Origin of the sequence: Corallococcus sp. AB018, from assembly GCF_003986945.1 — a bacterium.
In the GTDB taxonomy this organism is placed as follows: domain Bacteria; phylum Myxococcota; class Myxococcia; order Myxococcales; family Myxococcaceae; genus Corallococcus; species Corallococcus exiguus.
The window spans coordinates 1-13592 of record NZ_RAWR01000258.1; the positions used below are offsets into that span (position 1 = coordinate 1).

Annotated in this window: 11 protein-coding genes; 9 read left to right on the forward strand and 2 right to left on the reverse strand. The window is 67.8% G+C overall.

Annotated features, from left to right (window positions below; genetic code table 11):
- Positions 1-151: 151 nt before the first annotated feature.
- Together mutS and D7Y11_RS37095 are read left to right on the forward strand one after the other, a co-directional pair.
- Entirely contained in the window at positions 152-2917 is a 2766-nt protein-coding gene (mutS, locus tag D7Y11_RS37090; protein ID WP_126936038.1) for a DNA mismatch repair protein MutS, read from the forward strand.
- Between the two features lie 127 nt (positions 2918-3044).
- Positions 3045-4211 (forward strand): serine/threonine-protein kinase, encoded by a 1167-nt coding sequence (locus tag D7Y11_RS37095; RefSeq protein ID WP_126936039.1) that lies wholly within the window; start codon positions 3045-3047, stop codon positions 4209-4211.
- Positions 4212-4217: 6 nt separating this feature from the next.
- On the opposite strand, the gene D7Y11_RS37100 is transcribed toward D7Y11_RS37095, so the two are convergent.
- The gene (locus D7Y11_RS37100) at positions 4218-4577 is read right to left on the reverse strand and encodes a helix-turn-helix transcriptional regulator (RefSeq protein ID WP_120580430.1); all 360 of its coding nucleotides are present in this window, start codon (positions 4575-4577) and stop codon (positions 4218-4220) included.
- A 157-nt stretch (positions 4578-4734) separates the two neighbouring features.
- Between D7Y11_RS37100 and D7Y11_RS37105 the strand changes: the two genes are divergently transcribed.
- The 3 genes from D7Y11_RS37105 (at position 4735) to D7Y11_RS37115 (ending at position 8775) form a co-directional block, all read left to right on the forward strand.
- Positions 4735-6555: a serine/threonine-protein kinase gene (locus tag D7Y11_RS37105; RefSeq protein WP_126936040.1), complete on the forward strand. Its 1821-nt coding sequence runs from the start codon at positions 4735-4737 to the stop codon at positions 6553-6555.
- 24 nt (positions 6556-6579) lie between these two features.
- Complete coding sequence (locus D7Y11_RS37110) at positions 6580-7497, forward strand: DUF2381 family protein (RefSeq protein WP_169819861.1); 918 nt, start codon at positions 6580-6582, stop codon at positions 7495-7497.
- 126 nt (positions 7498-7623) lie between these two features.
- Positions 7624-8775: a DNRLRE domain-containing protein gene (locus D7Y11_RS37115; RefSeq protein ID WP_158624544.1), complete on the forward strand. Its 1152-nt coding sequence runs from the start codon at positions 7624-7626 to the stop codon at positions 8773-8775.
- A gap of 291 nt (positions 8776-9066) precedes the next feature.
- Here D7Y11_RS37115 and D7Y11_RS37120 read toward each other — a convergent pair whose 3' ends face one another.
- Positions 9067-9417 carry a DUF2019 domain-containing protein gene (locus tag D7Y11_RS37120; protein WP_120580427.1) on the reverse strand — a complete coding sequence of 117 codons (351 nt, stop codon included), beginning with the start codon at positions 9415-9417 and terminating at the stop codon, positions 9067-9069.
- Positions 9418-9761: 344 nt separating this feature from the next.
- Between D7Y11_RS37120 and D7Y11_RS37125 the strand changes: the two genes are divergently transcribed.
- From D7Y11_RS37125 to D7Y11_RS37140, 4 genes are all read left to right on the forward strand, one after another.
- Complete coding sequence (locus tag D7Y11_RS37125; protein WP_126936041.1) at positions 9762-11051, forward strand: hypothetical protein; 1290 nt, start codon at positions 9762-9764, stop codon at positions 11049-11051.
- Complete coding sequence (locus tag D7Y11_RS37130) at positions 11048-11398, forward strand: DUF2019 domain-containing protein (protein ID WP_120580425.1); 351 nt, start codon at positions 11048-11050, stop codon at positions 11396-11398. Before D7Y11_RS37125 ends, D7Y11_RS37130 begins: the two co-directional genes overlap by 4 nt.
- Before the next feature lie 70 nt (positions 11399-11468).
- Positions 11469-12566 (forward strand): pectin acetylesterase-family hydrolase, encoded by a 1098-nt coding sequence (locus D7Y11_RS37135; protein ID WP_126936042.1) that lies wholly within the window; start codon positions 11469-11471, stop codon positions 12564-12566.
- 127 nt (positions 12567-12693) lie between these two features.
- Positions 12694-13578 carry a hypothetical protein gene (locus tag D7Y11_RS37140; protein ID WP_233607510.1) on the forward strand — a complete coding sequence of 295 codons (885 nt, stop codon included), beginning with the start codon at positions 12694-12696 and terminating at the stop codon, positions 13576-13578.
- Positions 13579-13592: the final 14 nt, after the last annotated feature.

Below are 13592 nucleotides of genomic sequence, written 5' to 3' on the forward strand. Positions count from 1 at the left end.
GTCGCCGGGCAGCCTGCCGGGGGGCGGAGGGCCAGCAAACCGTTTTCGGAAAGGAGCCCGCCGAAATGTCGGACGCCGGTGGTAGGCATACGCACCAGGTAGGGGCGCCGGTTCGTTGATCCGGGGGTAAGGTCGTGAGAGAAGGTCGGGGATGGCGTTGACGCAGCAGGCGAAGACAGGCAAGGCGGCGGACGTGGTGCTGCCCGACGTGGACACGACTCCGGAAGTCGGAACGGGAGAGGCCCCCGCGGGTGCGCGGGAGATCGCTTCCCTGACCCCGATGATGCGCCAGTACCTGGAGGTGAAGGCGCTCCATCCGGACACGGTGCTCTTCTTCCGGCTGGGTGACTTCTACGAGATGTTCTTCGAGGACGCGGTGAAGGCCTCGGAGCTTCTCCAGATCACCCTCACGGCCCGGGCCAAGGGCGCGGACAAGATCCCCATGTGCGGGGTGCCGTACCACTCCTCGCGCCGGTACATCGCGAAGCTGGTGGAGCACGGCCTCAAGGTCGCCATCTGCGAGCAGGTGACGGAGCCGGGCGCGGGGCCGGGCATCGTGCAGCGGGAAGTCACGCGGGTCATCACCCCCGGCATGGTGCTGGACGACGAGGTGCTGGAGCCGCAGGCCAGCAACTTCCTCGCGGCCGTGTGCTGGGGGGAAGCGGGCTTCGGCGCGGCGCTGCTGGAGGCGTCCACCGGCGAGTTCTACACCTTCGAGGCGCAGGGCCTGTCGGAGCTGGTGGAGGGCCTGTCGCGCGTGGAGCCGCGCGAGCTGCTGGTGCCGCAGGGCATGCGGGACGCGCCGGAGGTGGTTCAGGTGTGCCAGCGGCTGTCGCGCGTGCCGGCCGTGGCGGAGAGCGAGGGCGCGGCCTTCGAGCACACCCGGGCCTCCGCGTTCCTGCGCTCGCACTTCAACGTGCAGTCGCTGTCCGCGTTCGGGTTGGACGGCTCGCCGCTGGCCACCGGGGCGGCCGGGGCCGCGCTGCGCTACCTCAAGGACACGCAGAAGACGCCCGCGGCGCACGTGGACCGGCTGTCGCGCCAGGAGCGCGCGGGCTGCCTGGTGATGGACGAGTCCTCGCGGGGCAACCTGGAGGTGCTCAAGAGCCTGCGCGACGGCGGCCGCAAGGGGTCGCTGCTGGGCGTGTTGGACAGGACGGCCACGGGCCTGGGCGCGCGGAAGCTGGCGCGCTGGCTGTCCGCGCCGCTGTGCTCGCTGCCGGAGATCGAAGCGCGGCTGGACGCGGTGGAGGAGCTGTCCGGCAAGAGCGTGTGGCGCGAGGAGCTGGTGGCCACCCTCAAGGAGGTGGGCGACCTGGAGCGGCTTTGCGGCCGGCTGTCGCTGGGCGCGGGCAACGCTCGTGACTTGCGCGCGTTGGGGCTGTCGCTGACGCAGCTGCCGAAGCTGGGCGCGGCGCTCGCGCGGTGTGACGCGTCGCTCTTGAAGTCGCTGTCCGGGCCGCTGGGCGCGCTGCCGGAGCTGGCGGACCTGCTGATGCGCGCGGTGACGGACGAGCCGCCGGTGGTCATCCGCGACGGCGGCTTCATCCGGCCGGGCTACCACGCGGAGCTGGATGACCTGGTGGCGCTGTCCACCACGGGCAAGGACTACCTGCTCAAGCTGGAGCAGCGGGAGAAGGACCGCACGGGCATCTCCTCGCTGAAGATCCGCTACAACAAGGTGTTCGGCTACTACCTGGAGGTGACGAAGGCGAACCTCCACGCGGTGCCCAAGGACTACATCCGCAAGCAGACCACGGTGGGCGCGGAGCGCTTCGTCACCGAGGAGCTGAAGGAGTACGAGGAGAAGGTCCTCACCGCGGAGGAGCGCCGCGTGGTGCTGGAGCTCCAGCTGTTCGAGGAGCTGCGCACGAAGGTCATCGCCGCGGCGCCGCGCATCCGTTCCGCGGCGGAGGCGGTGGCCACGGCGGACGCGCTGGTGTCCTTCGCGCGGTGCGCGGCGGAGTACGGCTATACGCGGCCCCAGGTGGACACGGGCGAGGGGCTGACGATCACGGGCGGCCGGCACCCGGTGGTGGAGCGGATGCTGGGCTCCGGCGAGTCCTTCGTCCCCAACGACGTGCGGTTGGATCCAGAGGACGCGCAGCTGCTGGTCATCACCGGCCCGAACATGGCGGGCAAGAGCACGGTGATGCGGCAGGTGGCGCTGACGGCGCTGATGGCGCAGGCGGGCTCGTTCGTGCCGGCGAAGGCGGCGCGCATCGGCCTGTGCGACCGAATCTTCACGCGCGTGGGCGCGGCGGACAATCTGGCCCGAGGGCAGTCCACGTTCATGGTGGAGATGACGGAGACGAGCCACATCCTCCATCACGCCACGAGGAAGAGCCTGGTCATCCTGGATGAGATTGGCCGTGGCACGTCCACGTTCGACGGCTTGTCCATCGCGTGGGCGGTGGCGGAGCACATCCACGACAAGGTGGGCGCGCGTTCGCTCTTCGCCACGCACTACCACGAGCTGGTGGACCTGGCGCGCGAGCGGCCCCGGGTGAAGAACCTGTGCATCGCCGTGAAGGAGCAGGGCGGCAAGGTCATCTTCCTGCGCAAGCTGATTCCTGGCGGGGCCAGCCGCTCCTACGGCATCGAGGTCGCGAAGCTCGCGGGCCTGCCGCCGGAGGTGGTGTCGCGCGCCCGCGAGCTGCTCCAGAACCTGGAGTCCGGCGAGCTGGATGACGCGGGACGTCCCCGCGTGGCGGTGCGCTCCACGAAGCGCGTGGCCCCGGTGAACGCGGGACAGCTGGGCCTGTTCGGTGGGGCTCCGCAGCCGGCTCCCGTGGCCGCGCCTCCCGAGCATGCGGAGGTGCTGGAGTCACTCCGGACCGCATCCATCGACCGGATGACGCCGCTGGACGCGCTCAACCTGCTGGCGAAGCTGAAGCAAACGTTGGGTACCTCCTGAGAGGCGGAGGGCGTCGCGCCGGTCATGAAGAACACCTGATAGATTCAGCATGGTGGACTTTTAAAGTTCAATAAGTGAAGACTCCCCGTGCGGCGCGCTCGCGCCCCTGCTCATGCCCGGAGGAGTCATGACCCCGTCCACCCCCGACCGCGGAGGTAGCACCCAGCCCGCGCGTCGCCAGCCTCCGCCGACGCCCGCGGCGCCGCGCTTCCTCTTCTGCGTCGATGGCATCCGTTACGAGGCCGTCCGCGAGCTGGTGCGGATGCAGACGGGGGAGCTGCTGATGTTGGCCCGTCGGAGACAGGAAGCAGACGACGCATTGTCGGGCCTCTGCCTCGTGCGCAGGCTGCCCAACCCCTCCACCTACCTGCGCCGCAAGCGGCTGGTGGAGGAGGTCCAGCTGGCTTTCCGCCTCAACCATCCCGGCATCGCCCAGGTCTACTTCCGGAAGGTGCACGAGGACTTCCTGCACGTCGTCATGGAGCACGTGGACGGGCCTTCGCTGGAGACGCTGGTCAGCGCAGGGGTTGCGCGCGGCAGGCCTGTCTCCGAGGCCTTTGGCCTCTACGTGGGCGCGGAGCTCGCGGAGGCGTTGCTCCATGCACACGCGCTGACGGACGAGGAGGGCAGGCCGCTCGGCATCATCCACCGCGACGTCAATCCCCGGCACGTCTACGTGGGTGCGCACGGCGGAGTGAAGCTGACGAACTTCGGCGCGGCGTACTCGATGATGGTGGGGCGCGAGGAGTCCCCCATGAACCTCGTCCGGGGGGACGTGGCCTATGCCTCGCCCGAGTACCTGGAAAAGCAGCCGCTGTCTCCGCGCTCCGACGTCTTCAGCCTGGGCGTGCTGCTGGTGGAGTTACTCACCGGCAAGCACCTCTTCGACGTGCAGGACGTGCACCTGGTCCCCACGGGACTGGCGCCCCTGCGGATTGAGATCCTCCCCTCCCTGCCGCTGACGCAGATGCGCATCCTGCTCGCGAGGTTCAGCCCTGCGGACGTCGAAGCGGCGGTCGCGGGGCTCTCGCCGGACGTGAAGGCGCTGCTGCACACGGCCCTGCGAGCCGACCCGACGGAGCGCTTCGCCACGGCGGCGGACCTGTGTGGCGCGCTCCGTGCCGCGTTGGCGGAACGGGACCCGGGCTATGGGCGCCACGAGGCTTCCGAAGAGGTGGCGCTCGTGCTGGCCGAGGGCAGTTGCCTGCGGGACGCGGTGGAGTTCGGCGAGGGTGGCCTCTTCCCTGAAGGACTGGAGGAGCACGAGTTCGGAGGACTGCCCCCGCGGAAGTAGCCGCCTTCAGCGGGTCAGGACGGTGGCGACATGAAGGAGCGCCTCCAGCTTCTCCGCGTCCAGCTTGCGCGCGAGGTAGAGCAGCCGCCGCAGGGCGGGGGTCTCGTCCTCACGCGGGCGCGGGCGCTGGCCCTTGCGGCCTCGCACCAGGGCGGTGAGGCCCAGCATGTCCTCCGGGGACACCTTCAGCTCCGTGCACAGCCGGTAGAGCGTTGGGACGCTGGGCAGCATCTTCCCGCGCTCCAGGCGGCTGTAGACGGTGGAGAGAAGGCCGACGCGGGGGCCTACCTCGGCTTGCGTCAGGCCCTGCTCTTCGCGGGCGGCACGGGCGGTTCTGCCGAGGGTGATGGCCAGTTCTTCATTCATGGGACCCGCTCGGGAGCAGGTGGAGGAGGATGCGCAGCTGGGGCATCCCAGGTGCCGCGCGAGGTTTATCAGACGACACCGGGCTGCTGGCAGCGTGCACGCCCGCGCGGAGAGGACGTCGCATGCGAGTGGCCCGAAGTTCCCGAGGAAGGACGTCATGAGGCCGCCACCCGCCATCCTGCCGCCCGGGGCCGAGGTGCTGGGCTACGCGGTGGAGTGTCAGCTGGGGCAGGGCGGCTTCGGCACGGTGTACCTCGCGCGCAACGCGGGCCAGCCCTTCGCCTTGAAGCTGCTGCACCTGCCCCGCGTGGGTGAGCGGGTGGAGCGGGAGGTCTCCATCCTCTTGAAGCTGCACCACCCCAACGTGGTGGGACTTCAGGGATACGGCTTGTGGCCGCCCGGGGCGCCGCAATTCGCCGTCATCGCCATGGAGTACGTGGACGGGCGCCGGCTGGACGTCTGGGCGGACGAAGAGAACCCCACTGCGCGACAGGTGGCGCGCGTGGTGCTGGGCGTGGCGCGGGCGCTGGCGGCTTCGCACGCGGTGGGAGTGCTGCACCGGGATGTGAAGGAAGCCAACATCATGGTGCGGGCCTCGGACGGCGTGGCCAAGCTGCTGGACTTCGGCATCGGCGATTACGAGGGCGCGCGGGGGCTGACGGTGGACATCCTTCCGCCGGCGACGCCGGAGTACCGCGCCCCGGAGGCGTGGCGCTTCTTCCGGAAGCATGTCCACGTGCTCGGTGCCCGTTACGAGGCCGGGCCTCCGGACGATTTATGGGCAATGGGCCTGGTCCTCTACGCGCTGCTGACGGCACGGAAGCCTTTCGACGAGGCCGACGACCCCAGCTTCATCGAGGCCGTCATGAACCGCGAGCCGGTGGCGCCGCACGTGGAGAACGCACGGGTCCCCCGAGCGCTGAGCGATGTGTGCATGCGCCTGCTGGAGAAGACGCCGGAGACGCGCACGTTGAGTGCCCTGGCCGCCGTGACGGATTTGGAGCGGGTGCTGGCGGGCGCGGACGCGCAGTGGAACGTGCCGCTCTGCGATGCCTACGGTGAGGACAGCGCGACGACGGAAGGGGGCCGGGACAGCGAGGAACTGTGGCTGCGTGCGCCCCTGTACCGGCCCCGCCGGGGCAAGCGGGCAGCTCCGCCCGCCGCCGAAGCCGCGATGGCCGTCCCCCAACCCCTCGTGAAGGCGGCGCCGAAACCACGTGGGCGTTCGCGGGCGTGGACGACGGTTGCGCTGGTCCTGGTGCTGTTCGCAGCGGGGGCGACGCGGATGCTCTGGCCGTCCCGAATCGAGGGGGGCGACCCGGCCCGTCAGGAAGTAGCGGCTTCCTCCGAGTCGCCTCAAGCTGACCGCGCCGCGGCCCCCACCGGGCCGGAGGCCACCGCCGCGGCCGTCGCGCTCCCCGCGACGCTCCAGGAGGATTCAGCCACCGTGACGACGCCGCCGAAAGACACGCAGCCCCTTCGTTTTCCCCAGAAGCCCGCGAAGAAAGGACTGGGCGTCATGGCCCGTGCGGTGAGCACTGCGGCGGCTTGCACGGCGCTCGCGTGTCCTGGACCGCAGGTGCGCCAGCCTCCGCCGCCGGAGCCGTGTCCGATTGGCTCGGCGAAGGCCATGGCGAAGTGGGGGATAGCCATTGGGGACAAGCATCCGGCGCGCTTAGCCATGGGAGATCCCCGGGTCATTTCAATCGGAGAGGGGCCCGTTGAGGTCTACAGCATTGGCGACTGGAAGGGCCTTCCGGGCAGGACCGCCCTGTCAGGGCGGAGCATCGTGCGTGACCGTGTCTATGCTCGCCTCACCTGGGCGACGACGCCCGAGGGCGACAGCTTTCCCGTCTGTTTTGACGTCCATGCGGAAGAGGGGCCGAGGGGGGTGGCGCGAGAACCAGGCGACGACGCTCCCTCCCGGGCGCGCATCTTTACGATCGCCGATGTGAAGGCGGTCGCTGAGTTCGAATAGCGAATCGAACGGAAAGATTGTCGAGTGCCTCCTTCATCACGGGTCGTCCTCCTGGGTCTGCTTCTCATAGGGAATGCGGTGGCTGCGCAGCCGGAGGCTTCGTCTTCAGTGCCAGGTGCGCGGCGCATCGAATTGAGCCCGGAGGGTACAGAGGGCGTCAGTGAAGTCGTGGTCAGCCCGGGCCTTTCCACGATGCTTCTCTTCGACTCGGAGTTGCAGCGGGAGAGCATTGAACTGGAAGACCGACAACGCTTCTCCCTGGTCGATGTGGGGCAGGCCACCCTCAGGATCGTGCCTTCGGTGAGCACCACTCCGGGCGATCGGTTCAAGATGACAGTGCGCTTCCGGAACGGTGCGGCGCCATCGACCGCCGTGTTCCTGCTGAAGGTGCATCCCGCGAAAGCAGAGGCCACCATCGAGGTCTATCGGAATCAGCGGACGATTGAGACGTATCAGCAGGAAATCCGGGATGCGCGCGCGGAGGTCTTGCGTTGCAAGGGCGAACTGGCTCGGATGGCGTCTGACCACGAGATGCCGGGTGGATTGACGGGGCTCCTCATCCATGACGGATTGGACCCGAGCGGTGTGGCGGGTCAGGTCCTGACAAGGGACATCGCGAAGACACCGGCCAGCGGACTGAAGGCGACCACCTTCAAAAGCTATCGCTCCAGCAAGTTGGTGGCCGTGGATGTATGGATTGAGGTGAAGTCCGGAGCGCTGCCGTGGAGGGCGGAGGGGGCGACGCTCAAAGACAGGTCTGGCCAGGAGTTGAAGGTCCTGCATGTGTGGCAAGCAACGTCCATCCTTCCGGGAAAACGCGAAGGACGCGTGATCGTGGAGGCAGAGGCTCCGGCGGCCGAAGTCCACGGGCCCTTCTCGCTCAAGCTCTGGGAGGCAGATGGGCCTCGGAGCATCACGCTCGGGAATGTGACCTTCCCTTGAGCGCGGGCGGCCTGGTTCATGGCCGACCCTCCATTTCCCGGGATGCAACCCGGCCTGAATACACACCGACTCCATCGTGTCCGTGAGATTGGGAGCAATCGATGCTCTCTTCACGAAAAGGCAGACATGATGAGTCGCTTCAGACTTCCGTCGACATCTTCTGTAACAACCCTGCTGGCGGTGGCCGCTCTATCGGCCCCGTCACTGGCGCTGGCGGCGTCCACGACGGTGACGCTCACGCCCGTCGCGGACTCCTACGTCTCGCCGGACGGACCGGACTCGAATTTCGGGAACCATGGGACGTTCATCGTGAACCGGGGGTACGCCGAGGCCTACCTGCGGTTCGACTTGAGCAGTCTGCCCGCGAACGCGGTCATCACGGCCGCCAGCCTCAGCGCGCTGGCCTATGACGGCTACGCGTACGGGGGCGACGGCAACGTGTACACGTCCTTCGTCGCGAATGACTCGTGGCAAGAGATGGGCATCACCTGGAACAACCGGCCCGCACCGGCGGCGACCCCGGTGGGCGAGTGGTTCCTCTGGTACGACTTCACGCCGGAGGACAAGCGGGGCATCAACTCCAATGCCGCGCTCATCCCCGTGGTGCAGGGGGAGCTGGCGGGTGACAAGCAGGTGAGCTTCCGGCTGCACTCGCCGGGCTACAAGACGCGCTACCGCTCGCGTGAGGTCACCAACGCGGCCCAGCGTCCGGCGCTGACGCTCACCTATGAGTTGGGACCCGTCACCACGGTGCTGGAGCCGGAGGCGGATGCCTACGTCAACCACGACTACTGGGGGGAGTCCGACTGGAACTACGGAAGCGCGCAGGAGTTGGTCATCAACTACGGCTTCGACCGGAAGATCTTCCTGCGGTTCAACCTGGCCAGCATCCCCGCGGGGGCGGTCATCCAGTCCGTGAAGCTGTCCGCCACGGCGTTCTGGGGCGTTTCGCCCGGTGGCGATGGCAACGTCTACACGTACCTGGTGCCGGACAACAACTGGGGTGAGTACAGCATCACGTACAACAACCAGCCTGCGGCCACCGGTTCCCCCCTGGGTTGGTGGTGGCTCTGGTACCCCACCAACAACCCGTACTTCGACCAGGTGGGCGTCACGGAGGATACGAACTTCATCCCCGTTCTCCAGGCCGCCTCGGATGCCTCCGACCGGCGGGTCTCCTTCCGGCTCTCCAGCCCGTACTACCTCACGAGCTACTACTCGCGTGAGTCCCCGGACGCGTCGAAGCATCCCAAGCTGGAGGTGACGTACCTGCCGTAAGGCCGCGGGCCCTGTACTGAAGGGCAGGGCGCCCCCACGCAATCGCTTCCGTCCTCGTTCGCTACAGGAGCCAGGACGGAAGCGAGGGGGCTGTCTCCAGAACGGTGCTTCCGTCCGTCGCCCTGGGGAGGCGGTGGCGGACAGCGCGCCCACCGTGAACGTGGCGGCGGCTGGGCATCACCACTCCCGGGCCCCTACGACAACAGCACGAGGCCCCGCCATGCGGCCCACTTCCTGGCGCGGATGGAGCGCTGACGCGGGCGCGAATGCGGGTCCTTCGCTCGAGGTGAGCTAACCGGGATCGAGCGCCCAGGTTCCTGCCTCCCGGCGTTTCAATGCCTGCTGCGCTCCAAACGGGACCAGTCCCTGTCCCTTGGCCGCTTCCTCCAGGACTGCTTTGGCTTCGGCCGTCCGGTAGCGGAGCAGATGTGCGGCAGCCATCACACGCACGTCCATTCGCTCATGCTTGAGCAGCACTGCGAGAGCGTCACGTCCGACATTGCCGTGGGCCAGGAGCTTGTCGACGGCGGCACCGTACTTCCTGGCGTGCTTGTTCCCGGTCTTGGCGTCTCCCCGGAAGATGGCCTGGTTCTGCGCGACCACGTTCCGGGCAAACTGCGCGACAAGATCCTCCAACTTCATCACTAGAGCCCTTTCCCGATGTTCTCAATGGCCAGCAACCGAGCCCGCCCGGCCAAGCGATGTGCTCGCTTCCGTCCACGATGCCTCCCTCGTCACGCTATCCTTCGAGGGTACTCCCTTGTCGGGTGGGAGGATTCGGAGGCGCACATTTTCCATAGGGCGCCCTGGGGTGGACGATGCGGTTTTCATGTGTCGCAGTTCTAGGCTGTGTCTTGCTGCTGGCAGGCTGTGCTGGTGTGGAATCAGCTTCCGGAAGAGGAGGCTCGCGAGTCCTTCGACAGCGCGTGCCAGTTGGTACGGTCCTCATTGCTCCCTCCGGAAAGGTTTCACGGCAGGCCCTGGATATGGGCCTGCTGGACTTGGAGTCTTTTGAGGAGCTGCTGGTACGAGCCGGGTTGGAAGATCCAGACGAGCTTCCACTGCGCCGCAATCCCTTCACGCCGGACGACGCGGTGGAGGTGCTGGGCCGGTTGATGGAACAGCCAGTAACGCTTGGCACCTTTCCACCGCGCATGGCGGCAGGCTTCCTCTTGCAAGAGGTGCTGGAGCGAGGCGAGGTTTCTCGCGAGGAGTTGGCTCGGAGGGTGATGAGGATTTCTCGCGAGCAATTGGCGGTGCTCCGGCCGGATGGCTACCTCGCCTGGGCCCTGACCGGACGCACGCAGCAGAAGGTGGCGCCCATTGTGTGGCGGGACGGGGCCTTCCGCGCGAACGGCTTCGAACTGGGCCGCTTCTACAGCGGAAAGGATGGGGTCTTCCGCGCCGTGGACGCGCGGCTTCAGGCTTCGGACCGGCGGCCCCTAGCGGAGGTGTACGACGACGCGGACGTCATCAACCGCTCACTGGATGGGGCCGAGGACGCCTTTGCTGATCTGTACCATGCACTGGGGCACGCGCTTTCCCGCCCCATGGACAGCCTTGTTGGCTTGAGCAACCTGCCTGCCGGCCTGGCAGCTCTCATCTCGTCGTCGCCCGCATATTGGGAGCGCTTCCAGTACATGACGGAAGGAGAGCAGATTCGCGAGGTGGCGCGGCTGACGACGAGCATCTTCGCCACCTGGGGAGCGGCATCGGCGACGACACGCACGGTGACGGGCCTAGCGGCGGGGGCGGAGGCCACGGTGCCTGTGCTCGCGCTGTCCGCGGAGGGGGCACTGGCGCTGGAGCGCGTCGTTGTGCCAGTGGGGCATGCAGCGTCGGTGTTGAGCGCGGGGCCTGGGGCCGCGATCATCCTCCAGCGGGCCGGAGACGCGGCAGGATCAGGAGGCGGGAACGGAGGAGGTCCGCAGGAGGCTACGTCGCCGGGCGGCCCGAAAGGCTACTCGTCCTTCAAGTCGTTCAAGCGGGCCATGGGGCCAGCAGGAGAGGGTAAGGAGTGGCACCACATCGTGGAACAAACGAATGGGAACGTGGCGCGCTTTGGGCCGCAGGCGCTCCACAATACGGAGAACATCGTTCCGCTCGAGAAAGCACTTCATAACCTCGTGAGCGCGTTCTATTCGTCCAAACGTCCGTTCATCACCGGCTCGGAATCACTGACCGTGCGGCAGTGGCTGAGTGCTCAGACGCTTGAATCTCAACGGGCATTCGGCCTGCGCAGCATCGAAAACATCAAGAAGGGAATCTGGCGATGACGCCTGCGGCACTCGTCGATGAATTCGCCTCTCACGTTGAGGCGCAGACTGACGCGATCTTCCGGGGAGACTCCAAGACCGGTAACAAGCACGCGAAGAAGTACCAGGCCGCGATGAGGAAGCTTCGGGAGATCGGCGACGAAGGTCGCGAGGCACTCACGGTCCTGCTGAAGCACTCACGAATGGATGTTCGAGTCGCGGCAGCGGCATACCTGCTTCGCTACAGGACCCACGAAGCGAAGGCCGTCCTGGAGCATGCAGCGGGCGGCGAAGGGTTGGCGGCGTTCGAGGCCTCGGAGGTGCTGAAGCGCTGGGAGGAGGGGGCATGGAACCTGGATCCAGCCTGACAGGGAGCGAGCACTGACGCGGGCGCGAATCAAGCGCGAGCACCGCACGGCATGTGTGTTATTGAAAGACATGCCGACCCGCCTCGTGACGCTCCTGGGCATCCTGGTCCTTTCCGCCTGCGCGAATCCTCCCGGAGACAGCGGGGGACCGCCGGACGCGGGAGCGGGTGACTACGATCTCCCGTCCATCCCCTACACGGTGGACGCGGGCGCCCCCATCGACGCGCCCCGTGAATCCTGGACGTTCGTGCCCGTCTCCGACGCCCACTGCGCGAACGGGACGTCCACGGGCATGGCCGTCAACCTCACGGACCGCTCCAAGCGGGTCGTCGTCTTCCTCGCGGGCGGTGGCGCGTGCTGGGAGGCCGCCGCCTGCGCGTTGGGCACGGCCACGCACATCACCGACACGATGGGTGCGGATCCCGTGCTGGCCGAGGCCCGCGCGCCGGAACTCGCGGCGCTCTTCGACCGCGACGACGTCCGCAATCCCTTCCGCGACGCGAGCTTCGTCTACATCCCCTACTGCACGGGCGACCTCCACGCGGGCACCCGCATCCAGACGTATGACTGGTTCGGCCCCAAGAAGGTCGAACACGTCGGCGCCCGGAACATGGATGCGTACCTGCGACGGCTCCAGCCGACCTTCCCCCAGGCCGACCGCGTCTGGCTCACCGGCATCAGCGCGGGCGGCTACGGGGCGACGTTCCACGCGTGGCGCGTGCAGAAGGCCCTGCCCTGGGCGCGGGTGGACGTGCTGAATGATTCGGGGCTCATCATCAACACACAGGGGGATGGCCGCTACGGCACGATGCGCGCGAGCTGGGGCATGGAGTTCCCTCCCGGCTGCACCGGGTGCGACACGGGCTTGTCGGCGGTGCTGGGCGCGTCCGCGCGGCTGCTCACCGCTCCCCGGCGCTACGGGATGCTCGGGTACCTCCAGGACGGCACCATCTCCCTCTACTTCGGACTGGAGGGCGCGCAGGTGCAGTCCGGCCTGGAGGCGGCCCGCGCTTCCGCGGCGCCGAACGTGAAGACCTTCTACCTGCCGGGCAATCCTCACGTGCTCCTCTCCCAGCCGGAAGCCGCGAACGGCGCGGGACTCACCGTGCGAGGGTGGATCCAACAGTTCGCGGCGGAGGATCCGGCCTGGGACCACGCCGGCCCCTGACGTGACGTTTCCCTGAGTCTCACGCCAACGTCGAGGAGCATCGCGGGGACGTGAGGGAGCATTGCTCACCTCCAGGTCCGCTTTGGCTTCGGCCGTCCGATAGTGGATCCCTTCTCGGGAGGCGTCGATGTTCGTGCGTCGGAGCTGGGCCGTCGTGTTGCTGCCGCTGTTATCCGGAGCGGGGTGGGCGGAGGAGCCTGCCGACTCCCAGGACTCTGAAGCGGTGGTGGACTCCCTCTTCACCGAGACGGATGGGTTCGTACCGCTCGAGCCTTCCGGTGAGGAGGGAGAGGCACAGCTCAAGGACGCTCCTCCGCGCCCCTCGCCGCCCGACTCAAGCCCGCGCTGGGCGAACCTCGTGAGCCTGGAGACCACGACGTTGGCGTTGCATTCGCGGGGGACGGTGGGACGAGACGAGGGCTTTCTGCAGGTGGCGCCGCGGTTGGTGGTCGCCAGACCCGGAGTGCTTCACCTCGGCCTGGGTGCCCCGGTGCGGCTGCGGATGTGGGGCGGTGGGGAAGGGGCCGGCCTCGTGCGGAAGGAGGACTGGGACACGCTGTCCGACTGGGGCCAGGTGGTGCGCATCCTCACGGTGGGAGGGGATGCCCCGAACTCGCTGTGGATGGGCGCCCTGGAGTCCTACACCCTGCTGTCCGGGCACCTGGTGCGTCGCTACAACAACCGAGGCAACCCCGACTACCACCCCGCCGGGGCGGTGGTGACGGGCCTGCTGGGACCTGTGTACGTGGAGGCCTTCGCCTCGGACGTGCTGGGTGCGCGGCTGATGGGAGCAGAAGTCGTCCTGGACGCGCAGCACCTTCTCTTCGGCCGCCCACGCAATCCCTTGCAGTACATGCTGTCGCTGTCCGCGGTGCATGACTGGGGGAAGGCCGGAGGGACATTGGAGCCGATGACGCTGGCCCACCTGGATGGGACGGTCATCCTCGTGCGGCACAGGAACCCCGAGGGCGGTTTCGAGTTGCAGGTGATGGGGGGCTGGGGCTGTCTCTGATACACATCTGACGC